Genomic DNA, 24,513 nt, shown 5'->3' on the forward strand with positions numbered 1-24,513 from the left:
ATGATTGGAAACGGTGACGGGGTGTGTCCGCCACGTGGCGGACACACCCCGCGAGAGGCAAGGGCCTACTTCTTGGACTTCTTGCCCTTCACCTTCACCTTGGTGACCGACGAACCGCCGGGGTAGGTGACGGTGACCTTGTGCTTGCCCTTCTTGAGCTTGGGCAGCGCCACGGTGGTGGTGCCGGAGGCGTCGATGGTGACCGTGATGGTCTTGGTGGCCTTCTTCTTGGCCTTCTTGCCCTTCGGCTTGGGCTTGACCTGCTTGACGACGACCGTCACCTGCTGCCCGGTCAGACCGGTGGACGCGATCGTCACCGAGCCCTTCTTGCCCTTCTTGTTGGGCTGCTTGGCGACCGCCACTGTGGCAACCGGGGCCGGCTGGGGTTGCGGCGTCACGGTGGTGAAGGTGATCGGTGTGTAGGTCTCATAGAGTGCCTGCGTGGCCCCGGCGCCGGGATAGGTGTAGATGCCGTAGTTGACCAAGCTGGCGTCGGTGGCGGCGGCATCGATGGCGGCCTTGTCGATGGTGAGAGTGGCCTCGAAGGTTCCGTCAGGGTTGAGCACTATGGCGCCGTCCTCGGGGCCGCCGACCGCGTCGACATATTCCTCGGTGACCGCCCACTGCACGGAACTGTTGACGCGGGTTGATCCGGCGGCGCCGTCGGAGGGCTTCCAGTTCTCGGCGAATTTGCCGAACACCACGTACGCGCCGCCAGGTCGGCCACAGGGGAGGAAGGGAGGCGGACCCCCGGGGCAGATCGGTGCTCTGATCGCCTCGGCCAGGTCAGGATCGAAGCCGGTACCGGTCACGGTGACTTCGTGTTGGCCGGACGCCGAGAACTCGGTGGCCGACACGGTGACCTGTGGCCTCGGGATGACCACCTCGAAGGGCAGCGCGACCTTCCCGGGGTCGATGGACAGGCCGCTGGAGTACCAGTACGAGCCCTGACCGGTGCTCTGCTGGAAGTCGGTGAAGCTCTGCGGGAAGGAGCCCCAGTAGGCGCCGGTGGTCGCCTGCGGCGAGCCAGCGTAGCCGGTGTCGTCGATGTCGACGCCGAGGTACTCCGGCGTACCGACAATGCCGTCCTCGGTGACGTCGAGCGCGTTCTCGGCGAAGTCGGCCAGGGTCACCGGCGTCTCGGGCAGCGCGACCCACTGGGTCATGTCGTCCATGTCCGTGCCGTAGCCGCTGAGAGTCGCGGTGAGCTCGCCGGAGCCGTCGGCGTCGACCGTCAGCTCCGGATCGGAGAGATACCAGAACGTGGCTCCGTTGTAGTAGACGACCGTCGCGTCGCCCTCCCACTGGATGGACGCGGTACCGGCCTCCGGATCGAGGGTGCCCTCGCCGTTGTCGATCACGATCTGGTGGTCGGAGTACACGGTCGAGGTCGGCGGCGAGATCGTCGTGCCGGTCGCACTGGTGTTGCGCTCGGCCCACGACGTCGTCGCGTACGTGCCGTCCGCCTGCTTCTTCTCGATGCGGACGTTGCCGGACTCGGCGGCCCAGCCTGCGGGCTTGCCGTTGCCCCAGGCGGTGCCGTCGCCGTTGAGGAACTGGCCGCCCTCCTCCGGGTTCCCGAGCTTGCCGGCGGAGAAGAAGTTGAAGCCGAAGAAGGCAGCGTTGTTGGACTCGTTGTTGATCCCCCAGCGGAACTGGGCGTTGTCGACCTCGATCGGATCGGCGTGCGCGGCGGGCGCGGTGGCCACGCCGAGGACGGACAGTCCGGTGGCGGTGAGGGCGGCGGCGGCGAAGCCGGCGATCCCTCTACGTGGGCTCTTCATCGGGTTCCTTTCAGGTGTTTCATCAGGGGTGTGGACACGGTGATCCCGACCGCCCCGAGCAACAGGAGGGATCCGAGCACCCACTCCCAGGCCTGTCCCGACCCGTCGGACGGGTCACCTGAGGTGGGGAGGACGTGAGGGCATAGGCGACCGGCGGCTCGTAGCGCGCGGGGCCTGTGGCGAGGTCCGGCGCACCCGCGGCGGCAGCGGCGGCGAACGGCTGCGTGGGCAGGGCCGGGCCGGCGGGCTGGGCGACGGGGAAGGACGGCGCGGCCGGCTGGGTGGCCGGCGGCTCCTTGCCGGCCTTGTTCTTCGGCTGCTTGGTCGTGGCGCCGGGGTTGACCACCGGCGTCTCGGGCGCGAGGGGGACCGGGAGTCCCAGCTGATGCTGATCCGCTTGGGGACCTTGAACTTGTCGCTGCTGCCGCCCGAGGAGTACCAGTACGCCGCCGAGCCGACCTTCTCCATGAACGCGAGATACGACGTCGGGGGATCGTTCGGGAAGGCGCCCCAGGCGTCGCCGGTGCGGACCTGCGCGGTGCCGTTCGCAGGGGCGTCGTAGGTGACGCCGAGATACTTCGCGACGGCGGTGAAGCCCTTCGCCGCCCCGAGCTCGGCGGTGCCGACGCCTTGCAGGTCGGCGAGGGTCACCGGCGTGGGAGCAACGGGCTGCCACTTGGTCATGTCCTCCATCGAGCTGGCGAACCCGGAGGCCGTGGCGGTGATGGTCGCCGAGGTCGGCGTCACGGTCAGGACCGGGTTGGCAACGCTGAAGAACGACATGCCGGAGTAGTAGAAGACGGTGAACGACCCGGTCCACGAGATCGTCGCGGTGCCCGCTGCGGGATCGACCTGGCCGGTGCCGCCGGTGATGACCACGTTGTGGCTGCTGAAGATCGCGACGCCGGTGCCGCCGAGCGGCTCACCGTCGGGGCCGGTCTTCAGACCGGCGAAGGTGGCCGGGAGGGCGGCGCCGGAGGAGTCGATCTTCTCGATCCGCACGTTGCCGCTCTGCGCCAGCCACGCGGTGGCGCCGGTGCTGCGCCACCTGCCGTTGTCGTCGATCGTCTGGCCCCCGCTGCCGGGGTCGGGTGCGGTGCCCGCAGAGAGGAAGTTGTAGGTGCCCGGGGCGAAGGCGTTGTTGTTGCTCTCGTCGTTGACGCCCCAGCGGAAGACCGCGTCGGACACCGTGAACGGACCGTCGTCCGGCTCGTCGGTGGGCTGATCCGTCGGGTCGTCCGTCGGGTCGTCCGTCGGGTCGTCCGTGGGATCGTCCGTGGGATCGTCGCTGGGGTCGTCCGTCGGGTCGTCGCTCGGATCCGCCGTCGCCGTGGTGGTCGTGCTCTCGTCCGCGGGTACGACGCCGGCGGTGTCGGTCCCCTCGGCGGCGGTCGCCGCCGAGAGCAGCGCGCCGGCGCCGAGGACGGCGCAGCACACGGCCAGCAGGATCGCGGCGACCCGGGTCCGGGTGGAGGCGGAGATCATGCCGTCGCTCCCACGGCCGGGGGACCGGGACGTCGCCGGCGCCGGTGCAGCAGCAGGCGCAGGCCGAGGCCCAGCAGGGCGAGCAGGAACAGGCAGGCGGCGGCGACCAGGAAGATCCGGGCCGCGCCGGGGCCGTCGTCGTCAGCGACGGCCTGGCTCGGGGCGGCCTGGTCGGCGGGCCGCACCGCGAACCGCTCCGAGGCCTGGGCGCCCGTCGCCGCGCCGGTCAGCCGCAGCTCGTGCGTGCCGGGCTCGAGGTCGGCGGGCAGCGGCAGGATGCCGGCGACCTCGCCGGAGGGCCCGGCGACCATCGGCCCGATGCCGGCCCGGCCGTCGTCGAGCACGCCGAGGACCTGCTCACCCGGCCGGAAGCCGGTGGCGGTGAAGGCCAGCGTGTTGCCCACCTTGGCCGTCAGCCGGTCGGTGGTCAGCTTGGGTGCGCCCGCCGCGGCCGCGGCCGGAGCCTCGGCCTCGGGGGCCGCCGCGGCGTCGGGCGCCTCCTCCTGGGCCTGCTCCGGCGCTGCCGCCTCCGGGGTGTCGGTGCTCGCCTGGCCCTGGTCGGCCGGCGCGGCGCCGTACACGGTGGTGAACCTGACCGGGGTGAAGGTCTCGTTGGCGGGGTTCTTGACGCCGTGCGCGCCGATCGTGATGACGCCGCAGGTGACCTTGGTGCAGTCGACCGTGGAGACCTTGCCGGTGCGGTCGACGCTCTGGAAGGTCGGCCCGGGCACGGTCAGCTTGATCCGGAAGGAGCCGTTCTTGTTGAGGATCGCGTTGGCCTCGCTGGCGGTCGAGCTGCCGGGGAAGGCGATGAACTTCAGGTAGCCCTGGTTCTGCGCGGCGTTCTCCGCGTCCGGGATGTAGCGGTAGTCCTCGCCGGTGACGCCGCCCTTGGAGGGCTTCCAGCTCCCGCTGCCGGGGTTCTTCACCCAGCCGAACATCAGGTAGACGCCGCCGAAGCCGCCCTTGACGACCTGGAAGCCGCTGCCGTTGATGGTCAGCTCGGTGCGGTACTTCGTGTCGGCGGCGGACGTGCCCTGGTCGTTGGTCACCGTGATCCGCGCGGCGGCCGACGCGGGCGCGGTGGTGGCGACGGCCAGCCCGGTGACGAGCGTGGCGGCCAGCAGGGTCAGGGCGAGCAGGCGTCCGATCAGGCGGTGGACGCGAGGAAGGTGGCTTCTCATGCGGTCTCCTCCCGAGAGACGAGGGCACGCCGGTCGGCGAGGACCAGCAGGTCGCCGGTGACCGGGTGCGCGACGACGTCGATGGGGTGGTCGTAGACGAGGCTCAGCAGCGGCGCCGTGAAGACCTCGGAGGGCGTGCCCTCGGCGGTGACCCGGCCGTGGTGGAGCAGCGCGACCCGGTCGGACCACGCGGCCGCCAGGCTCAGGTCGTGGAGTACGACGACGACGGCCGCGCCGGCGGTGGCCTGCGCGCGGGCGTGGGCGAGCACCGCCTCCTGGTGCCCGATGTCGAGCGCGGCGGTCGGCTCGTCGAGGAGCAGGACGCCGGTGCGCTGGGCCAGCACGCGGGCGAAGGAGGTCCGGCCCTTCTCGCCGCCGGAGAGCAGCCCGAAGGGCTGGCCGGCGAGCCGCTCGATGTCGGCGGTGGCCATCGCCTCGGCCACCACGCGCTCGTCGTCGTCCTCCTCCGGGCAGCCGCGCCACGGCGAGCGGCCCATCCGGACGACGTCGACCGCCGGGAACGGGAACGAGATCCGGTGCTCCTGGGTGAGCACGGCCCGCTTGCGGGACATCTCGCGGAGCTTCCAGGTGCTCAGCGGGCGGTCCTCGAGCAGGACCTCGCCCTTGTCGGGCGAGATGTCCCCGGCCAGGACCGAGAGGAGCGTGGACTTGCCGGCGCCGTTGGGGCCGACGAGCGCGAGCACCTCGCGACGGCGCACGTCGAGGTCGACGTCGTCGAGGATCGGCCGGCGGCCGTAGCTGAGGGTGACGCCGCGGGCGGCGAGGGCGGCGCTCATGCCCAGCCTCCCGCCGTACGACGGGTCCGGCGCAGCAGCCAGAAGAAGAACGGCCCGCCGACCAGCGAGGTGAGCATGCCGAGCGGCAGGTCGGTGTAGGCGATGAAGGTGCGCGCGACGGTGTCGGCGCAGATCAGCACCAGCGCCCCGGCGAGGAAGGAGGCGATGAGCAGCACCCGGTGGCCCGGGCCGGTGACCATGCGCACCAGGTGGGGGACGACGAGCCCGACGAAGGCCACGATGCCGCAGAAGCTGACCGCGGCGGCGGTGAGCAGCGCGACCACGACGATGAGCACGATGCGCAGCGCCTCGACGTTGACGCCGAGGTGGCGCGCGGAGCGCTCGCCGAGGGCGAGCAGGTCGAGGCTGCGGGCGCAGGCGATCGCGATCACGACCCCGACCGCGGCGAGCGGCGCGACCACGACGACATAGGCCCAGCGGCTGCCGTTGAGGCTGCCCAGCTGCCAGAACACGATCGACTCGCGGGCCTGGGTGTCGCCCAGGAACATCAGCAGGGCGAGCAGGGCGCCGGCGACGGCGTTGACCGCGATGCCGGTGAGCACGAGGGTGACGACCTCGGTCCGGCCGTCGGAGCGGGACAGCGCGTAGACCAGCAGCGTGGTGGCGAGACCGCCGATGAACGCGCACACCGGGATCGACCAGTCGCCGGCGAAGCGCAGGCTGAACACGATCGCGGCGCCGGCGGCCACCGCGGCGCCCGAGGAGACGCCGACGACGCTCGGCTCGGCGAGCGGGTTGCCGAAGACGCCCTGCATGGCGGCGCCGGCGACGGCCAGGGAGCCGCCGACGATCACCGCCATCGCGATCCGGGAGAAGCGGACGTTCCACAGGGTGTACTCGCCGCGCGGATGGCTGGGCAGTGGACCGACGTCCAGCCCGACCCGGTGGGCGATCGAGCCGAGGATCTCGTTGAGGGGGATGGTCAGCTGGCCCGAGCCGCCGGCGACCAGGGTCGCGCCGACGAGGGCGACGACCAGCCCCGACATGAGGAGTACGACGCGGCGCCGGCGCTTGCGGTCGAGCGCGGCGGTGCCGTCGGTGGCGCGGGTCGGCGCCTGCTCCCCGCGCAGGGTCGGTCGCGGGACGGTCGCCGTCACAGCCGGTCCTCGGCCGGCAGGCTGTCGGGCGCGTAGAGCGCGACGGCCAGCGCGTTGAGGACGTCGGCCGTGCGGGGGCCGAAGCTGAGGATCTGGGAGTCGTCCATCGCGACGACCCGCTTGTTCTCGCCCGCGGGCGTCTGCGCCAGCGCAGGGAACTGCTTGAGCAGCCCGTCGACGCCGCCCACCGACTCCAGGCCCTTGCTCATCATGACCACGACGTCGGGCTGGGACTTGATCAGCCCCTCGTCGTTGATCGGCTTCATCCCCTCCCAGCCGATCTCGCTGCTGACGTCGTACCCGCCCACGGCGGTGATCAGCGCGTCCGCACCGGAGTTGCGGCCGAACATGTAGTAGACGTTGGCCTGGCCGCGGACGTAGAGGAAGATCGTGCGCAGCTGGCCGGTGACGTCCTGGGGCGCGACCTGCGCGATCTGCGCGCGCATGTCCTTGGCCTCCTTCTCGATCCGCGCGCCGAGCTGCTGGCCCTGCTCGGGCACGCCGAGCGCGTCGGCGACCTGCTGGGTGAGGGAGGACAGGTTCTCCAGGTTGCGCTCGGCGTCGACGACCACGACGGGGATGCCGGCGTCGCGCACCTGCAGGACGACGTCCCAGGGGCCGAGCGAGGTGTCGGTGATGAGGACCGTCGGGTCCAGCTCGAGGATCGCCTCGGCGTTGAGCTCGTGCCCGTTCTGCGTGACCAGGGGACGGTCCTGGATCTCCTCGTACGCCGACGACACGTCGCGGCCGACGATGTTGTCGCCGAGGCCGAGCTCGAAGACGGTCTGCGACAGGGTGCCGTAGATGTCGAGCGCCAGGATCCGGCTGGCGTCCGTGACGGTCACCTTCGTGCCCTGGACGTCGGTCACGGTGGCGGGCAGCTGGGGAGTGGGGTCGTCCTCGACCGGCCGGATCTCGGGGGCGGGCAGGTTGACGTCGACGGCGCCCTGCCAGGAGCGCGGGTCCGGCAGCGGGGTCACGTCGGCGATCGAGGGCACGGCGGTGCCCGGCCTCTCCTCGCCGTGTCCCTTCGCCCCGTCGAGCACGGGTCCGCAGGCCGTGAGTGCCAGCGCGGTCAGGGCGACGGCGAGCGTGCGGAACGGGCGGGACGTGCGGGGGACCATGCGCTGCTCTTTGCTGTCAGAGTGTCAACATCTCGGGCGTCCTGACGATAACACAGAGCTTAGGCTCACCTAATTGGCGACGAGTATGTGCAGTTCAGAGAGGCATTTCAAGCAGGGTGCAGTGGCCGAGAGGTGCTGACGAATTGTCAGCGCCCCTTGACGGCCCTGGGCAATTCGGTAAGGCTTACCTTATCTCGGATGCCGGTTCGAAGCCAGTCGGCGACGCCCTGCCCCGGGAGTCGAGGCCGCGCGGCGCCATCGCCGTGGCGGGGACCGGGGCGCCGAACTTTTCGCAGGGAACAGCGCCCCGGCCGACCCCACGGCCTCCCGGACCGCGCGTGAGCGCGGTCGAACGTGGAACTGGCCATGCGGTCGGTTCCGATCCTAGTGAAAGGTCGAGAACCATGAAGAAGTCCGTCGAGGGCGGTACGACGATGGCGCCCGCGCGCGTCAGCGCCCCCCAGCCGAAGGCTCGTCCACTGGCCCTGCTCCTCGCCGTGGTCGCGGCGCTCGGTGTGGTCGGCCTCACGGCCGGAGCGGCCGCGGCCGCGACGTCGGTCAGCCAGACCACCAACCTGGTCGACGGCCAGAGCGTCACCGTCACCGGCACCGGCCTCACGCCGAGCACCCCGCACAAGATCGGGGTGTGCACCCAGGAGACCTACCTCGGCATCCCCGCCTGCGACGAGGGCGTTCCGGTGACCACCGACGCCAGCGGCAGCTTCTCGCTGAGCGTCACCGTGCACAAGACCAACACCAACATCCACAAGACGGCGCTGCCGTTCCCGCTCAACGTCCCGCAGCCGGCCACCTTCACCTGCAAGGGTCGTCGGGCGCGCAGTGCGAGCTGCTGATCACCGAGCACCCGACCGGTGGCATGAAGACCACCGTCGGCACCTACGCGATCACCTTCCAGTGACCGCCTGATCCCTCCCGGGCGGCCGGTCCTGCCCGGCCGCCCCACCGGGCCGCCCGCTCCTCGTCGTCCAGAAAGCCGTCGCTCATGTCTCGTCCGTCCCGTCCCGCCCGGCTGTGGTCGCCCGCGCTGGCACTCGCCCTGCTCCTCTCCGGCCTGCTGGTCGCCACGGCGCCGGCGCCCGTCGCGCACGCGGCGCCGACCCAGGTCACCGAAGGCTCGGTGACCTGGGGCATCAAGCAGTCCTGGCGCAGCTATGTCGGGCCCTGCAACGAGACGACGGGGGCGGCTCCTGCGCGGGCGGCGGCGTGACCGTCGCCTCCGCCACGCCGAGCGGGCTCCCCGAGGCCTGGCGCTTCCCGGTGGAGTCCGGCGAGTTCGACGCCGACACCGACACCACCACCCTCGACCTCGGCGGCTATGTGCACTTCCGCGGGTACTTCGACTACCCGGTGGCCGGCAAGTGGGGTCTCGACACCAGGTTCAGCGACCTGCGGCTGGTCATCTCCCCCGAGGAGCAGGTGCTCCGCGGCACGCACACCGGCTACCTCCGCGAGGACCCGGGCGGCGAGCTGTACGAGGACGTCGACGTGGTGCTCGCCAGGCTGGACATCGCGACCGGCACCAGCACCTTCGGGCCGCCCACCACCTCCCTGGCGGGCGTCCAGACCGTGGCCGGGCCGGGCCTGAGCGTCTACGGCGAGGGCACCGTCCTCGACGACATCGCGATCGACTACGAGGGCCCCGGCGGCCTGCCCGACCTGACCGAGCACTTCGACGCACCGGGGGTGCCGGCGCTCGAGCCGGCCGCGGCGTACTCCCTGGGCTACAAGGGCACGGGCGACGAGCTCCGCCGGCTGCTCGTCTCGGGTGACGGCGCCACGCTCTTCGCCTTCACGCGCCTCGACGGCGCCGCGGAGGTCACGGTCCGGGCCCTGGACGCCGCGACCATGACGCCGGTCGGCCACCCCTTCACCTACCGAGCCTCGCCGGCCGGCGACCGCCTGTACCGGTTCGCGATCGACCCGGCCACCGACACGCTGTTCTTCCTCACCGCGAACGGCGGCGAGCCGGTCGAGGGAGACGCCTCGGGCCGTGGCGTGGAGAACGTGGTCCACAGCCTCACCTTCGACGGCACGGACTTCACCGAGGGCACGGTCGGCCGGCTCCGGGACAGCCAGGTCACGTCCCAGTCCGACGGGACGAAGAGCGTCCACCAGGTCTTCGTCAGCGCGTTGACCTGGAACCCGGTCGCCGAGGAGCTGCTCGTCGCCCAGGCGATCCCCAGCGCCCAGCGCCCCGACATCCACACCAGCGACGACCTGTACCGGTTCACCCGCGACGGCAGCGGCTGGACGCGGGCGGCGACGCCGTTCCGGATGCCCGACAGCGGAGGGGAGTGGGGCGACGCGACCGAGCCCATCGAGAGCCCCGTCTCGACCATCAACGACTACGCGGAGAACCTCGCCGTGCTCGGCGACGGCTCCTACGTGATCGCCACCGGCGAGTCGCCCGAGATCAGGTACGACGACAGCGGGAGCGCCCACTACATGGGCGCCCTGCACCTGCGATTCGGCGCCGACGGGGCGGCGACGGTGGCCGAGATCGCCGACACCGTGCTGCGGCCGTACTTCGGGGGCTTCTACTACAGCGGCTACACGGCGGTCCGCTCGCTGCCCGACGGCCGGGCCGTCCTGCACGGCAACGGCGGCTCCCTGGACGACATCGCCTGGGTGGGCCTCGACGGCGCCGGTGCGGCGGTCACGGGCGCGACGGTGGTCGGCACGGACGTCTATCCGCCCTACGAGCTCTCGTCGATCGGCGGCTCGGTCGCCTATGCGCCGGTGCTCGGAGGCCTCTGGGTCGCCGACGAGGGCGACAGCGACGGCGAGTACCTGCACTACTACGACGGCACGACCGACGTGACCGGCTTCAAGATCCGCAAGTTCGCCGACTACCAGTTCGGCCACAACCAGATCCACGCCTTGCCCGACGGGTCGGTCGTGGTGCCGATGACCGACTTCGACGCGCCCGGGCAGCCGAACGGCTGGCTCCGGCTCGAGCTCCTGGGGGTCACGCCGAAGGTGACCACGCAGCCGGATTCGGTGGCGGTCGAGCTGGGGCGGGACCAGGCGACCCGGCCGGTGACGTTCACGGCGGCGGTGGACGCCGGCATCGCGGACGAGTACGGCAGCGACCTGCAGTGGCAGGTGCGGGCGGCGGGGGCCGCCACGTTCACCGACGTCGCGGGCGCCACCTCGGCCACCCTCGAGGTGACGGCCTCCCCGGAGACCGCCGGATCGGCGTACCGGCTCCGGGTGAGCAATGCGGCAGGCACCGTCGTCTCCGACGAGGCGTCGTTGGCGGTGACCTATCCGCCGCGCTTCACGCTGGACGCGCGGAACGTGTCGGTGACCGAGGGCAGCGACGCCCAGCTCCTGGTCGACTCGATCGCCAGCCCGGAGCACACCGTCACCTGGCAGCGGCGGGTCGGTGGCTACTGGACCGACATCGCGGAGGACGACGAGAACTTCGTGGTCGCCACCGAGGGCGGCCGGTCCGTGCTGACCGTGGTCGACACCAATGTGGACCAGTCGGGCTCGGTCTTCCGGGCGAAGCTGAGGAACGACCTCGGGATCACCACGGCGCCGCCGTGCGGCTGACGGTCGGCCCGAGGCTGTCGGTCCCGGCCGAGGGGCTGTCGCTGGACGGGGTCGTGCTGGAGTGGTCGGGGTCGGAGGAGCTGCAGGCGGCGCCGCCGTTCGGGTCGTCGAACTACCTCTCCGCCGGGATCTCCGACGGCGACGAGGCCACGTACCGGCAGTCCGAGGGCGAGGTGGAGGTCGTCCACGTCACCGGCGGCGGGAGCGAGTCCGCGGCGTCGTACGCCACGCGGGCGGCGCAGGTCGGCGGCGGCGTCACCCAGCTGGTCCGGCTCTCCGGCGGCGCGGCCGAGGTCGCGGCCGACGGCTCGGCGACGGTGGAGTGGAGCGGCACGTGGAGCGTGAACTTCTACGACGGGCTGGTGCCGTTCTGGCTGTCCGACCCGGTGCTGACGGTCGATCCCGACGGGACGGGGACGCTGACCGCCGACGTGGACGGCTACGGCTCGACCATGGAGAGCCCGGAGCAGCGCTCGCCGCTGGACGAGGTCGAGGACGTCACCATCGCCACCTTCGGCGGGGTCGAGGTCGACCCGGCCGGCGTGGTGAGGATCGATCCCGACTACGCCGGGGTCGAGGCCGACGTCCCTGACGGGTTCACGCCGCAGAACCGGGTGAACCCGGGGTGGGGCGCCTGGCCGCAGGGGTTCGTGGACTTCCACTTCGCGACCGGCCTGTCGTCGTACTGGTACTCCTCGGGCGGCGCGGCGGACGCGAAGAAGCCGCCGGCGCCGTTCACGGTGGACTTCACCGATGCCGAGCCCGTCGAGGGCGGCGGGGAGCCGGAGCCTCCGGTCGACGACGACGAGCCCGCGGCCGCGAAGGCCGCTCCGGTCGTGGACCTGAAGGTCAAGAGGAAGGTCCGGGTCGGGAAGAAGGTCAAGGCCAGGGTCACCGTGACGCTGCCCGCCGGCGTCGCGTCGTACTCGGGTCAGGTGGTGGTCCGCGAGGGCAGCCGGGTGCTCGGGGTCAAGCGGGTGACGGTGGCCTCGGGCGGAGTGGTCAAGGTCAAGCTGGGCAAGGCGGTCGTCCGCCGGCTCGGGCCCGGCCGGCACTTCCTCATCGCAGCGGTGCGGCCCAGCGCCACGACCGAGGCCGCGACGAGCGACGTCGTGGTGGTCAAGGTCAGGAAGCGGAAGCGCTAGTCTCGCTCGTCGCACGGCGGGAGAGCCGGCCGATCAGCTCACCGAGCTCGGCCGGCTCCTCCACGGTGTAGTCGCGGTCGAGGTGGGCGAGCACCAGGACCGGCCAGTCCAGGCTGTCGGTGTTCATCGTCATCCGGCACGCTCCCTCGCCCACCGGCTCGACCGTGCCCCAGCGGCCGATCACGGCCGCGACCTCGGCGGCCGGCGCCTCGACGACGATCCGCACCTGGTGGCGCTGCGGCCGGTCGCGCAGGCCGCGGCTGACGTACCGGGCCGCGTCCCCGCCGGGGATCTCCCGCGGCCGGAACCGCTGCCCGGTCGTCTCCGGTACGCCGGCGACCCGGTCCACCCGGAACGAGCGCCAGTCCCGGCGCTCGCGGTCGTAGGCCGCGAGGTACCAGCGCCGGCCGAGGTTGACCAGCCGGTGCGGCTCGACCCGGCGCGTGGTGCTCGTGCCGTCGTAGGCCGTGTAGGCGAAGGTGACCACCTCGCCGTCGCGGCACGCCTGGGCGAGCGTGGTCAGCGCGGTGGGGTCGAGCACCGGGCCGCCGGCCCAGGACAGGCCCTCGGTCTGGGTCTGCAGCGCGCCCATCCGCCGCCGCAGCCGCGGCGGCATCAGCGCGATCACCTTCGTCAGCGCCTGCAGCGTGGTGTCCTCGAAGCCGGGGGCGCCGCCGTTGGCGGCCGCCCGCAGGCCGACGGCGACGGCCACCGCCTCGTCGTCGTCGAGCAGCAGCGGCGCCATCGCCCCGCCCGCGCGCAGCTGGTAGCCGCCCGCGGCGCCGCGGACCGCGTCGACGTCGTACCCGAGCTCGCGGAGGCGCTCGACGTCGCGGCGCAGGGTGCGCTCGCTGACCTCGAGGCGGCCGGCGAGCTCGCCGCCGGTCCAGAACCGGTGGGTCTGCAGGAGGGAGAGGAGGCGCAGCATCCGGGCGCTCGTGCTCATGTCCTCAGACTAGGTCCAAATCAGGACAGAAACTGACCGGAATGCTCCCTAACGTGGTGGTCATGGAGACGAACACCACCCCCACGCAAGCGGGCCGGTGATCCGCACCGCCGGACTCACCCGCCACTTCACGCGCAACAAGCAGACGATCGAGGCCGTCCGCGGACTCGACCTGGAGGTGGCGGCCGGCGAGCTGGTCGCCTTCCTCGGACCCAACGGCGCCGGCAAGTCCACGACGCTGCGGATGCTCACGACCCTGATCGCGCCGACGGCCGGGACCGCGTCGGTCGCGGGGCACGACGTGGTCGCGGACCGGGCCGCCGTCCGCCGCTCGATCGGGTACGTCGGCCAGGGCAACGCCGCGGGCCACCAATTCCGCGGCCGCGACGAGGTGATGTGCCAGGCGCGGGCGCACGGGCTGTCGCGGCGCGACGCGCGGCGTCGTACCGACGAGCTGCTGGAGGCCTTCGACCTCACCGAGCACGCCGACCGCCCGGTCGCGCAGCTCTCCGGCGGCCAGCGGCGCCGGCTGGACGTGGCGATCGGCCTGGTCCAGGAGCCGCCGATCCTCTTCCTCGACGAGCCGTCGACCGGCCTCGATCCGCAGAACCGCGTCAACCTGCAGGAGCAGGTCCGCCGGCTCAACGCCGAGCTCGGCACCACCATCGTGCTCACCACCCACTACCTCGAGGAGGCCGACGCCCTCGCCGGCCGGGTGATCGTGATCGACCACGGGCAGGTCATCGCCGACGACACCGCGTCCGCGCTGAAGTCCGCGCTCGGCGACCTGGTCGCGATGGACTTCGCCTCCGCCGACGCGGCGCGGGCGGCGGCCGAGCGCGCGGACCGGGTCGACGGCGCCCAGGTCACCGTGAGCGGCGCACACGTCGCCGTCCGTGCGGCCTTCGGTCGCGACGCGGCCCCGGCGCTGGTCGCCGACCTCGCCGCCGCCGGCACGCCGGTCACCCGGATCGAGGTGGTCGGCCCGACCCTCGACGACGTCTTCCTCGACCTCACCGGGCGCAGCCTGCGCGAGAACCAGTCCACCGCCGGCACCGAAGGAGCAGCAGCATGACCATCGAGATCGACCTCACCCCGGCAGCAGCGACCGCCGCTCGCCGTACCTCCGTCGCCTCGCGGCCCGTCGGCGTGGTCGCCGACGTCTGGAACGTGCTCGTCCGCGAGCTCCAGCCGGTGCTCCGGCAGCCCGCGTCGGTGCTCTTCGCCATGGTGCAGCCGCTGGTCTTCCTCGGCCTGTTCGCGCCGCTGCTGCCGGACGCCGGCGACGGCTCCGCGCTGCAGTGGTTCGTGCCCGGCATCGTGTCGATGACCGCCCTGATGAGCGCGTCCTTCACCGGCGCCAACCTGTCGGAGGAGATCATCAGCGGCTCCTTCGAGCGACTGCTCGTCTCACCGGTGCGCCGCTCGTCGCTGATGATCGGCAAGGCGCTGCGCGAGATGGTGCCGCTGCTGCTCCAGACCGTCATCATCGTGGCCGCCGTGACGCCCTTCGGCTTCGATCTGCACCTGCTCGGCGTCGTGGTGGGGATCCTGGTGCTGGTCCCGTTCAGCGTCGGCCTCGGCGCCCTCAGCCTCGCCCTCGCGGTCGCCGCCAAGGAGCAGGCCTGGGTGTTCTGGACCGTCCAGCAGACCGTGATCTTCCCGCTGCTGCTGCTCGCCGGCGTGCTGCTCCCGCTCGACGGCGCCCCCGGCTGGCTGCGGACGGCCTCCGACCTCAACCCGCTCCGCTACATCGTCGATGCCGAGCGCGCCCTGTTCGCCGGCAGCTACCCGGCCGACACCGTGCTCGCCGGGCTGGCCGCATCGCTCGTCGTCGCCGCGCTCGGGCTGTGGGTCGGCGTGCGGAGGATGAACCGCGCGAGCTGAGGTGCGGATCGCCGGCCGTCAGATGCGCGGCACGATGTCGCCGAGCAGCGCACCCATCCGGGTCGCGGCGAGGCGGCCGGCCTCGAGCACCTCGGCGTGGTCGAGCGGCTCGCCGCTCAGCCCGGCGGCCAGGTTGGTGACCAGGCTGATGCCGAGGATCTCCATCCCGGCCTCACGCGCCGCGATCGCCTCGAGGGTGGTGCTCATGCCGACCAGGTGGCCGCCGAGGATCCCGGCCATCCGCACCTCGGCCGGCGTCTCGTAGTGAGGCCCGGTGAACTGGACGTAGACGCCCTCGTCGAGGCTCGGCTCGACCGAGCGGCACAGCTCGCGCAGCCGCGAGGAGTAGAGGTCGGTGAGGTCGACGAAGTTCGCGCCGACGATGGGCGACTGGCCGGTGAGGTTGATGTGGTCGCTGATCAGCACGGGCGTGCCGGGCGTCCAGGACTCCTTCAGCCCGCCGCAGCCGTTGGTCAGCACGATCGCGCGGCAGCCCGCCGCGGCCGCCGTACGCACGCCGTGGACGACCGCGGCGACGCCCCGGCCCTCGTAGTAGTGGGTGCGGCTGAGGAAGACCAGCAGGTGCCGGTCGGGCGCGCCGTCGGCGCCGGGGATCCGGATCGAGCGGATCCTGCCCGAGTGGCCCTGCACGGCCGACGCCGCGAAGCCGGGCAGCGAGGTCACCTCGAGCTCGGTCGTGTTCGCGCCACCGGCGCCGTCGAGCGCGTCGGCGGCCGGGAGCCAGCCGGAGCCGAGCACGAGGGCGACGTCGTGCCGGGCCACCCCGGTGAGCTCGGCGAGGCGGGCGGCGGCCTCTTCGGCCAGGGCGTACGGCGTGGGGGACTCGGTCACGGCGCGAGCCTACTGCCCGCGATGCCTACAGCCCCGTCGAGCGGCAGGCGCGGGTGCGCAGCCCGGCGACGTAGTCGGCCGGTGCGTCCGCGGCCTCCGCCGCGTCCGCGATCACGCCGAGGTACGACGCCGACGGCAGCCCGCCCTCGTAGGCGTCGAGCACGTAGGTCCACGCCACGACCTCGCCGGCCATCGTCGAGATCCGCACCTTGGTCCTGCGGTACAGCCCCGAGTCGGCCGACTCCCACTGGTCCAGGTTCGGCTCGTCGAGCGGGCTGACGTCGTACACGGCGACGAAGACCTGCTCGAACGGGTCCTGGACGATCGTCGCCAGCGCGCCGTCCCAGCCGTGCTCCTCGCCGCCGAAGGTCAGCCGCCAGCCGGAGAGCCAGCCGGTGGTCTGCAGCGGCGAGTGGGGGCACCGCTCGCCCATCCGCTGGGGATCGAGGTTGGTGCCGTAGGCGGCGTACGACGTCACGGGCTCAGGCTAGATGACTGCGTGGAGTCGTACGCCGCCCGGCGGTCAGGCTCCGGTGTACAGCAGGTGGTTGTTGGGGGTGGCGGGGGAGCAGATGATCAGCAGCACGCAGGTCTTCTCCGTGCCGGTGACCTTGCCCTTGGTGGTGGCGCCGAGGATCGCGGTGCCGACCTGGGCGGGCGTGGCGGCCGGGTGCGCGGAGAGGTAGAGCGCCGCGGCGCCGGTGACGTGCGGGGACGCCATCGACGTACCGCTGATCGTGCTCGTCCCGCCGTTGAGCCAGTCCGAGGTGATGTCGACGCCCGGTGCGAACAGGTCGACGCAGGTGCCGCGGTTGGAGAAGCTCGCCCGCGCGTCGTTGCGGTCGCTGGCTGCGACCGTCAGCGCCTCGGGCACCCGGGCCGGCGAGGTGCCGCACGAGTCGGCGTTCTCGTTGCCGGCCGCGACGGCCATCGTGACGCCGTCGGCGATGACCCGCTTGACCGCGTTGTCCAGCGCGGCGGATCCGCCGCCGCCGAGACTCATGTTGGCGACGGCCGGGCGGCCGGCCTGGTGGTGGGCGACGACCCAGTCCAGGCCCGCGATCACGCCGGACGTCGAGCCGGATCCCTTGCAGTCGAGCACTCGTACGGCGATCAGGCGGGCCTGCTTGGCCAGGCCCTTGCTGGTGCCGCCGATGGTCCCGGCGACGTGGGTGCCGTGGCCGTTGCAGTCGGAGGCGTCGGCGTCGTCGTCGACGGTGTCGGTGCCGGACACGGCCCGGCCGCCGAAGTCGGCGTGGTCGAGCTGGATGCCGGTGTCGACGACGTACGCGTCGACCCCGGAGCCGGTGCTCGTCCACGAGTAGGAGTTGTCGAGCGGCAGGTTGCGCTGGTCGACCCGGTCCTGGCCCCAGCTGGGGGCCGGGGTCTGGGTGTCGCTGGCGCGGACCGTGCGGTCCAGCTCGACCGCGAGCACCCGGCTGTCACCGCGCAGCAGCGAGAGGAGCGCGTCGGTCAGGGTCGCGGCGAAGCCGTTGAGCGCGTGCTCGTAGACGTGGGTGACCTGGCCGCCCTGGCGGGTGACGAGGGCGTTCGCGGTGGCGTCGGCGTCCGCGCTCGGCACGAGCGTGACGACGACGTCGAGGAGGCCGGCCGGGGCGGCCTGCGCCTCCGCGTGGGCCTGGGGGAGCGGGACGTGCGCGAGCCCGACGAGGGCGAGCGCGCAGGACGCGATGAATCCGAGAATCCGAGACATGAAGGGAGCAACTTCCTCTGCGTGGGCGGCGACCCCATGTCGCCGTACCGATGAGTAGCTGAACTCTGCCCTGAGTGTGACGCCGGGCACAAGCACCCGGTCCGACCTGAGGTCGCCGAGCCCCGTGCCCTAGACCTTCGCCAGGATCCCCGCGTCGACGGGAAGCGCCACTCCGGTGATGTAGCGCGCCTCGTCCGAGGCGAGGAAGAGGACCGCATGGGCGACGTCGCGTGACTCGACCCAGGGGACCGGCAGGGCGTTGGTCGCGACGGACACGTCGACGATGTCGTCGCGCCCGGGCGCCTCCAGGTCGGGCCGGAACATCCGGAAGATCTCGTCGTTCATGATCATCGGGGTGTCGACCTGTGTGGGATGCACGCTGTTGACGCGGATCCAGTACGGCGCCAGCTCGTTCGCGAAGGTCCGCATCAGGCCGGTCACGCCGTGCTTCGCCGCGACGTAGTGGGCGAGGTTCGGCGTGCCCTGGAGACCGGCGGCCGAGCTGGTCAGCACGATCGAGCCGCCCCGCCCGCCCGCAACGAGATGCGGGACCGCCGCCTTGATGGTGTGCCACGTGCCGGTGAGGTTGATGTCGATCATCTCCTGCCAGGCGGCCTCGGAGATCTCGTGCCCGGGCGCGTAGCTGGCGATGCCGGCGTTGGCCACGACGATGTCGAGCCCGCCCAGCGCGTCGATGCCGGCCGCCAGCTCCCGCTCGAGCCGGTCGAAGTCGCGGACGTCGACCTGGGCCGCATGGGCCCGGCCGCCCGCGGCCCGCACCAGCGCGCAGGTCTCCTCGAGGTCCTCCGGCGTCGCCATGGCGTAGCTCACCGAGGCCACCGGGGCGCAGATGTCGAAGGCGATGATCGACGCGCCCTCCTCGGCCAGCCGGACCGCATGGGCCCGGCCCTGGCCGCGACCTGCGCCGGTGATGAGCGCGATCCTCTGAGCGACACGGCCCATGGTCGTTCCTCCTGCGGGTGATCGATGGCGCGGTGGGGCGGCGGCTCGGCCTCAGCGGAGCCCGACGATCGCCTCGGCGATCGAGAGGTAGCGGTCGAGCAGCGGGTCGAAGCTGAGCGGCGCGTCGGGGCGGTACCAGGTCGCCACGCCGGCGCACATCGACGCGATCGCGCGCCCCGCGTCCCCCGGGTAGGGGGTGCGGAAGACGCCGTCCTCGACGCCGCGCTCGATGATCTGGTCGAGCAGCGCCTGCAGCTCGTCGCGCCGGTCGAGGTACTTGCGCCGGTTGCCGGACTCGAGGCTGCGCAGCTCGCTGGTCGACACGATCGCGCCCTTGCGGCGGTAGACGTGGAACAGCAGCATGCTGGACACGAGGGCGTCGAACTGCGCGCGCGGGTCGTCGTCGGCCTGGGCCACCGCGAAGCGGCTGCGCTCGACCAGCTCGTCGACGATGACCATCATCAGGTCGAAGAGGATGTCCTGCTTCGACTTGTAGTGGTGGTAGATGCCCGGCACCGACAGGCCGGAGCGATCGGCGAGCTGGCGGGTCGTGGTGCCGTGGTAGCCCTTCTCGGCGAACACGTCGAGCGCCGCGGCGAGGACCCGTGGCAGGTCCTGCTCGTGGTAGATCCGCCAGTCCTCGTAGGTGTCGGTCGGCAGCACCGTCGTGGCGGTGGCGGAGTCGCCGTTGCGCTTGCGGGCGAAGTCGATGAGCCACTGGAGGGCATCGACGTCGTCGACGGCTCCCGTGCTCGTGACCCGTCGCGGCGAGGTGCCCTGGAGCATCCGCTTGACCGGCACCTCGAGGCGCTTGCCGGTGCGGGTGCGGGGAAGCGCGGGGGCGACGATGATCTCGTCCGGGACGTGACGGCGGGAGGTCCGGCCCGCGATCGTCTCAACGATACGCGTGCGCAGCGCGGCGTCGTCCCTGCCGCCGTCGGTCACGACGAACAGCGGCATCCAGTAGCCGCCCTCGGCGAGCTCGACCCCGACGACCAGGCTGTCGAGCACCTCGGGCAGCGACTCCAGCGCCTCGTAGATCTCGGCGCTCCCCAGCCGTACGCCGTTGCGGTTCAGCGTGGAGTCGGTGCGGCCGTGGATCACGATCGTGCCGCGCTCGGTGATCGTGATCGCGTCGCCGTGGCGCCACACGCCAGGGAAGACGTCGAAGTACGCGTCGCGGTAGCGCTCGCCCTCGGGGTCGTCCCAGAACGCGATCGGCATCGACGGCATCGGCCGGGTGATGACCATCTCGCCGGTCTGGCCCGCCGGCAGGCGGTTGCCCCGCTCGTCCCACACCTCGAGCGCGACGCCCAGCGCCGTACCGCTGATCTCGCCGTCGTACACCGGGAGGTTGGGGGCGCTGGCGACGAAGATGCCGACGATGTCGGTGCCACCGCTCATCGAGCCGACCTGGAGGTCGCTGCGCACGTGGTCGCGAACCCAGCGGTTGCTGCTGGCCGGGAGCACCGAGCCGGTCACGCCGATCAGCTCGAGCGCGGACAGGTCGAGCTCGCGGCCCGGCTCGAGCCCGTCGCGCGCGCAGGCCTGGAGGTAGCCGGGGCTGGTGCCGAACACGGTGACGCCGAGGTCCTGGGCGACGCGCCACAGCAGGCCGGTGTCGGGATGGGTCGGGCTGCCGTCGAACAGCACGATGGTCGCCCCGTGGAGGAGACCGCAGATCTGGGCGTTCCACATCATCCAGTTGGGCGTGGTGAACCAGAAGAAGACGTCCGCCTCGTCGACGCCCATGTGGAAGCCGGGGGAGACCAGCTGCTCGAGGAGCGCGCCGCCGTGCCCGTGCACGATGCCCTTCGGGCGGCCGGTGGTGCCGGAGGTGAAGAGGACCCACAGCGGGTGGTCGAACGGGACGTCGACCGGCGCCGTGACCGGCTTGCTGAACCGCTGGAGCTGCTCCCAGGTGACGTCGCACGGGGTGGTGTCGTCCCGGTCGACGCCGCCGGTCTCGACCGAGACGACGAGCGCGTCGACGGGCAGCAGCACCCGCAGCTCCGCCACGGCCTCGCGGCGGTCCTGCTGCTCGCCCTTGAACAGGTAGCCCGTGCCGGCGATGAAGACCGTCGGGTCGAGCTGGCCGAGACGGTCCATCGCGGCCGTCGGCGCGTAGTCCATCCCCGTCTGCGACCAGACGGCGCCCAGCGTCGCGGAGGCGAGGAAGGCGACGACGCCCTCGATGCAGTTCGGCAGGTAGGCGACGACCCGGTCGCCCTGCCCGATCCCGCGGTCCGCGAGCGCCCCGGCGACCGCGGCGACCTGGTCGCGGAGCTGGCCGAACGTGATCGACTCGCGGTGGCCGTCGTCGCGGACCAGGATGACGGCCTCGCGCTCGGCGGCGCCGTGCTTGAGCATCTCCCGCGCGAAGTTCAGCGTGGCGCCCTGGAACCAGCGGGCCCCCGGCATCTCGGAGGACGAGAGCACCTCGGTGGCCTCGGTGGCGAAGTCGACCCCGAAGTAGTGGGCGACCGCCTCCCAGAAGAGCGCAGGCTCGGCGGCCGACCAGGCCTGCAGCTCGCGGAAGTCACGCGGGTCGCTCAGGTCGACGATGCCCTCCGTGCCGAGCCAGCGAGCGAAGTCGACCACCCGAGAGCTGTCGATCTGGGCGTCTGTGGGCAGCCAGGCCGCCTCGACAGTCACGGTTGCGCATCCCCTCTCCATTGCCACATCTGCTCGTGCGCTGGTCATCGGCGGTTCGGCAGCAGTGACCCGCGGGTGATCACGACGTCGATCGCAACAGCAAGGATAAGGACCCCGCCGGTCGCGAAGCTCTGCACTTCGGTGGACATGCCCAGGAGCTGGACGCCGTTGTTGATCGACCCGATCACGAGGGCGCCGAGCAGCGCGGCCCACACGGTTCCGCGGCCGCCGAAGAGGCTCACGCCCCCCACCACCGCCGCTGCGATCGCGTTGAGCATCAGCGGCCCGCCACCGGACGAGTTGGAGACGGCGAGCAGTCGCGACGCCTCGACCATGCCGGCCACCGCAGCGCACACGCCGAGGACGAGGAAGGAGTAGATCACCATGCGGGACACGGGAATGCCCGCCCGCTGCGCGGCCTCCCGGTTGCCGCCGACGGCGTACAGATGCGTCCCGTAGCGGGTCCGCCCGGTGAAGTACGCCGCGATCAGCAGCATCCCGACCAGGATCAGCACGGGCAGCGGGAGACCGGGCCCCTCGCTCAGGATCGCGATCGCGCCGAAGATGACCACGCCACTGACGACCGCGGGCACGCCGACGACCAGCACCGCGGAGGACGTCGCGTCGGCACCGCGCTCGCGGTGACCGAGATAGCGGGTCGCGCAGAAGATCAGCCAGCCGGCCGCCCCGAGGGCCAGGCTCCAGCCCGACGGGAGGTAGGTGGACGAGATCCGGGCGTAGTCGGTGCCGGCCACGTTGATGGCGAACTCGGGCGGCAGCACGACCAGCAGGAGGCCCTGCAGGATGACCATGCCACCGAGGGTCACGATCAGCGACGGCACGCCGAAGATGACCGCGAGCACCTCGGCCAGGACGAAGAGCACGCCGACGGCGACTCCGCCGAGGATGGCCAGCCACAGCGGCCACTCGCTCTTGATCGCGAGCTGGGCGGTGACCGTGGCGCAGACGCCGGAGAGCATCGCGGAGGACAGGTCGATCTCGCCGACCAGCAGCACGAAGACGACGCCCAGCGCCAGGATCGCGGTCGTCACGATCTGCAGCGTCAGGGTGGTGATGTTCCCGGAGGTGAGGAAGGCCGAGTTCTGGGAGTAGAAGTACAGCCAGATCAGCCCGAGGACCAGCAGCACCGGGATGCTGCGGTACCTGCCGCTCAGTCCCTCGACGACGCGCGAGAGCAGGGGGGTGTCCGGCTCGTTCGGGGCGATCGGCGGGACGCTCCGGACCTGCTGGGTGCTCATCGGACGCCCTCGGCGGTGAGCGGGACCTCGTGGGCCCCGGTGATGGCGGCGATCAGGTCGCCGGACGTGTAGTCGCCGCGCTCGAACTCGGCGACCTTGCAGCCCAGCCGCATGACGACGACGCGGTCGGCGACCTCCTGGACGTCCTTGAGATCGTGCGAGATCACCAGGACGCCGCGGTCCTGGGACTTCAGACGCAGGATCAGGTCGAGCACCTCGGCGCGCTGCGAGACGCCCAGGGCGGCGGTCGGCTCGTCGAGCAGCACCAGGCTCGGGTCCGAGATCAGCGCCCGGCAGATCGCGATGCCCTGCCGCTGCCCGCCGGACAGGCCGCCCACGGGCGTGGTGAGGGAGCGGAGCCTCACCGCCAGGCTGTCGAGCACCTTGCGGGCCTCCACCTCCATGCGGTGGCGGCTCACGGGGCGCCCGCGCAGGAGACCTCCGGTGATCTCCTGGCCGAGGAAGAGGTTGCGGACCGCGTCGAGGTTGTCGCACAGCGACAGGTCCTGGTGGACGGTATGGATCCCCGCGCTCTGCGCCGCCCGCGGCGTCTCGAGACGGACCGCCTCGCCGCGCACCCGGATCGCACCCGAGTCGGGGTGCTCCACCCCCGAGATGACCTTGATGAGCGTGGACTTGCCGGCTCCGTTGTCGCCCACGAGGGCGACGACCTCTCCGCGGCGGAGCTCGAGGTCGACCTCGTGGAGCGCACGCACTCCGCCGAAGTGCTTCGAGACCTGGCTGAGCTCGAGCAGGAGCTCGCCTGCGTCAGGCATGGGAATTCCCTCCGTGAGTGGGGCTGGGTGGGGTGCGGCCGCCGGTCCGACGGACAGCGGCCGCACCCCGGACGTGGACGGTCGGGGTCAGCCGGCCTTCGCCTGGCAGGTGGGCGTGCTCTCGGCGGGGCCGCCGTCGCAGATCTGCTCCCAGGTGAAGATGCCGAGGTCGACCGCCTGCTGCACGATCTCGCCCGGGTCCTTGCCGTCCTCGAGGTGGATCAGCGTGGTGTCCAGCTTGGCGGTCGGGATGTCGTCCGTGCCGTTGTTCACCTGGTCCTGGACCAGGTCCGCCGGCGGATCCTCCCCGTTGATCGCGGCCAGCGTGATCTTCGCGGCCGCCTCGGCCTCGACGGAGAAGGCCTTGAGGACGGTGTCCTCCTGGTCGCCGGTCAGCATGTACTGCAGCCCGGTGAGCTCGGGATTCTGGCCGCCGTACACGGGGATCTCGACCTTCTGGCCCTTGAGCGCGGCGATGATCCCGGAGGCGTTGCCGTCGTAGAAGCCGAGGAAGGCGTCGAGGTCGCTCTGCGTCTTCGTCAGGCACTGCTCGGCGGCCTTCTGGGCGTTGTCGGGCGCCCAGTCCTTGATGTAGTCCTCGCAGACGACGTTCAGGGTGCCGTCGTCGATGAGCGGCTGGAGGATCTCGTCCTGCCCGCGGAGCATCTCGGTCGTGTAGACGTCGCCCTTGTTGCCGTACTGGCGGGCGAGGTCGACGGGGCCGCTGCCGAAGGCGCCGGCCTCGACCCGGCTCTTGAAGTACTCGGCCTGCTGGATGCCGACCTTGTAGGGGTCGAAGATGACCTGGGCGTACATCGGTCCGTTGAGCGGCGGGTTCTCGTAGCCGATCACGGGGACCTCGGCCGCCGCGGCCGCCTGGAGCAGGCCGGCGCTCGTGTTGGGGTCCGCGGCCACCACGACGAGGGCCTTGGCCCCGGCCGCGATCGCGGAGTTGGCCTGCGACAGCTGGGTGGCGGAGTCGCCGCCGCCGTTGACGAACTTCACCTCGACGTCGGGGTCGAGCGCCTTCATGGCCTTCTCGAAGTCCGGGCCGTCCTGCTGGATGTAGCGGGTCGGGGTGGTGTTGGGCGCCATGAAGTACACGAGCTTCTTGCCCGAGGACGAGCCGTTCCCGGACGAGCCGCCGTCGTCGCCGCCACATGCGGCCGTCACCAGGCTGAGCCCGGCCACGATCGCGACGAGGCCGACCCTGGCCCGGGCCTTTCTACTGCCTTGCATCTTCTT

Annotated in this window: 21 protein-coding genes; 6 read left to right on the forward strand and 15 right to left on the reverse strand. The window is 71.9% G+C overall.

What is annotated here, in order from left to right:
• Window positions 1-65: 65 nt before the first annotated feature.
• From FIV44_RS23035 to FIV44_RS23060, 6 genes are all read right to left on the reverse strand, one after another.
• Window positions 66-1,784 carry a hypothetical protein gene (locus FIV44_RS23035; RefSeq protein WP_141006482.1) on the reverse strand — a complete coding sequence of 573 codons (1,719 nt, stop codon included), beginning with the start codon at window positions 1,782-1,784 and terminating at the stop codon, window positions 66-68.
• A 114-nt stretch (window positions 1,785-1,898) separates the two neighbouring features.
• A complete protein-coding gene (locus FIV44_RS23040) occupies window positions 1,899-3,269 on the reverse strand; it encodes a PT domain-containing protein (RefSeq protein ID WP_141006483.1) in 1,371 nt (456 codons plus the stop codon).
• On the reverse strand, window positions 3,266-4,453 hold the full coding sequence (locus FIV44_RS30805) for a hypothetical protein (protein ID WP_181410775.1): 1,188 nt from the start codon (window positions 4,451-4,453) through the stop codon (window positions 3,266-3,268). Before FIV44_RS30805 ends, FIV44_RS23040 begins: the two co-directional genes overlap by 4 nt.
• Window positions 4,450-5,250, reverse strand: coding sequence for a heme ABC transporter ATP-binding protein (locus tag FIV44_RS23050; RefSeq protein ID WP_141006484.1), 801 nt, complete (start codon window positions 5,248-5,250; stop codon window positions 4,450-4,452). Before FIV44_RS23050 ends, FIV44_RS30805 begins: the two co-directional genes overlap by 4 nt.
• Entirely contained in the window at window positions 5,247-6,368 is a 1,122-nt protein-coding gene (locus FIV44_RS23055) for a FecCD family ABC transporter permease (protein WP_246086571.1), read from the reverse strand. Before FIV44_RS23055 ends, FIV44_RS23050 begins: the two co-directional genes overlap by 4 nt.
• On the reverse strand, window positions 6,365-7,492 hold the full coding sequence (locus tag FIV44_RS23060) for a heme/hemin ABC transporter substrate-binding protein (protein ID WP_141006485.1): 1,128 nt from the start codon (window positions 7,490-7,492) through the stop codon (window positions 6,365-6,367). The genes FIV44_RS23055 and FIV44_RS23060 overlap by 4 nt, the downstream gene beginning before the upstream one ends.
• Before the next feature lie 404 nt (window positions 7,493-7,896).
• Here FIV44_RS23060 and FIV44_RS23065 point away from each other — a divergent pair, with 404 nt between their 5' ends.
• The 4 genes from FIV44_RS23065 to FIV44_RS23075 all read left to right on the forward strand — a co-directional run bounded on the left by FIV44_RS23065 (window position 7,897) and on the right by FIV44_RS23075 (window position 12,216).
• Complete coding sequence (locus FIV44_RS23065; RefSeq protein WP_141006486.1) at window positions 7,897-8,346, forward strand: neocarzinostatin apoprotein domain-containing protein; 450 nt, start codon at window positions 7,897-7,899, stop codon at window positions 8,344-8,346.
• 149 nt (window positions 8,347-8,495) lie between these two features.
• Complete coding sequence (locus FIV44_RS30810; RefSeq protein ID WP_181410776.1) at window positions 8,496-8,720, forward strand: HtaA domain-containing protein; 225 nt, start codon at window positions 8,496-8,498, stop codon at window positions 8,718-8,720.
• Window positions 8,717-11,071, forward strand: coding sequence for an HtaA domain-containing protein (locus FIV44_RS23070; protein WP_181410777.1), 2,355 nt, complete (start codon window positions 8,717-8,719; stop codon window positions 11,069-11,071). Before FIV44_RS30810 ends, FIV44_RS23070 begins: the two co-directional genes overlap by 4 nt.
• The gene (locus FIV44_RS23075; protein ID WP_141006488.1) at window positions 11,062-12,216 is read left to right on the forward strand and encodes a hypothetical protein; all 1,155 of its coding nucleotides are present in this window, start codon (window positions 11,062-11,064) and stop codon (window positions 12,214-12,216) included. The genes FIV44_RS23070 and FIV44_RS23075 overlap by 10 nt, the downstream gene beginning before the upstream one ends.
• Here FIV44_RS23075 and FIV44_RS23080 read toward each other — a convergent pair.
• A complete protein-coding gene (locus FIV44_RS23080) occupies window positions 12,197-13,162 on the reverse strand; it encodes a helix-turn-helix transcriptional regulator (protein WP_219996146.1) in 966 nt (321 codons plus the stop codon). The two genes, FIV44_RS23075 and FIV44_RS23080, sit on opposite strands and share 20 nt — an antisense overlap.
• A 97-nt stretch (window positions 13,163-13,259) precedes the next feature.
• On the opposite strand from FIV44_RS23080, the gene FIV44_RS23085 reads away from it, so the two are divergent.
• Together FIV44_RS23085 and FIV44_RS23090 are read left to right on the forward strand one after the other, a co-directional pair.
• On the forward strand, window positions 13,260-14,237 hold the full coding sequence (locus FIV44_RS23085; RefSeq protein ID WP_141006489.1) for an ABC transporter ATP-binding protein: 978 nt from the start codon (window positions 13,260-13,262) through the stop codon (window positions 14,235-14,237).
• Entirely contained in the window at window positions 14,234-15,049 is an 816-nt protein-coding gene (locus FIV44_RS23090) for an ABC transporter permease (RefSeq protein ID WP_141006490.1), read from the forward strand. Before FIV44_RS23085 ends, FIV44_RS23090 begins: the two co-directional genes overlap by 4 nt.
• Before the next feature lie 18 nt (window positions 15,050-15,067).
• Here the strand turns inward: FIV44_RS23090 and FIV44_RS23095 are convergent, their stop codons facing one another.
• The 8 genes from FIV44_RS23095 to FIV44_RS23130 form a co-directional block, all read right to left on the reverse strand.
• On the reverse strand, window positions 15,068-15,901 hold the full coding sequence (locus FIV44_RS23095; RefSeq protein ID WP_141006491.1) for a purine-nucleoside phosphorylase: 834 nt from the start codon (window positions 15,899-15,901) through the stop codon (window positions 15,068-15,070).
• A gap of 25 nt (window positions 15,902-15,926) precedes the next feature.
• Entirely contained in the window at window positions 15,927-16,379 is a 453-nt protein-coding gene (locus FIV44_RS23100) for a gamma-glutamylcyclotransferase family protein (RefSeq protein WP_141006492.1), read from the reverse strand.
• Window positions 16,380-16,424: 45 nt separating this feature from the next.
• Window positions 16,425-17,615 (reverse strand): S8 family peptidase, encoded by a 1,191-nt coding sequence (locus tag FIV44_RS23105; RefSeq protein WP_141006493.1) that lies wholly within the window; start codon window positions 17,613-17,615, stop codon window positions 16,425-16,427.
• Window positions 17,616-17,744: 129 nt separating this feature from the next.
• Entirely contained in the window at window positions 17,745-18,578 is an 834-nt protein-coding gene (locus FIV44_RS23110) for a mycofactocin-coupled SDR family oxidoreductase (protein WP_141006494.1), read from the reverse strand.
• A 51-nt stretch (window positions 18,579-18,629) separates the two neighbouring features.
• Window positions 18,630-21,233, reverse strand: a complete 2,604-nt coding sequence (locus FIV44_RS23115; RefSeq protein WP_219996147.1) for an acetoacetate--CoA ligase — start codon at window positions 21,231-21,233, stop codon at window positions 18,630-18,632.
• A 44-nt stretch (window positions 21,234-21,277) separates the two neighbouring features.
• Window positions 21,278-22,492: a sugar ABC transporter permease gene (locus tag FIV44_RS23120; protein WP_141006496.1), complete on the reverse strand. Its 1,215-nt coding sequence runs from the start codon at window positions 22,490-22,492 to the stop codon at window positions 21,278-21,280.
• A complete protein-coding gene (locus tag FIV44_RS23125; protein ID WP_141006497.1) occupies window positions 22,489-23,268 on the reverse strand; it encodes an ATP-binding cassette domain-containing protein in 780 nt (259 codons plus the stop codon). Before FIV44_RS23125 ends, FIV44_RS23120 begins: the two co-directional genes overlap by 4 nt.
• An 87-nt stretch (window positions 23,269-23,355) precedes the next feature.
• The gene (locus tag FIV44_RS23130) at window positions 23,356-24,507 is read right to left on the reverse strand and encodes an ABC transporter substrate-binding protein (protein ID WP_141006498.1); all 1,152 of its coding nucleotides are present in this window, start codon (window positions 24,505-24,507) and stop codon (window positions 23,356-23,358) included.
• Window positions 24,508-24,513 lie beyond the last annotated feature (6 nt).

It is taken from the genome of Nocardioides humi, assembly GCF_006494775.1.
In the GTDB taxonomy this organism is placed as follows: Bacteria; Actinomycetota; Actinomycetes; order Propionibacteriales; family Nocardioidaceae; genus Nocardioides; species Nocardioides humi.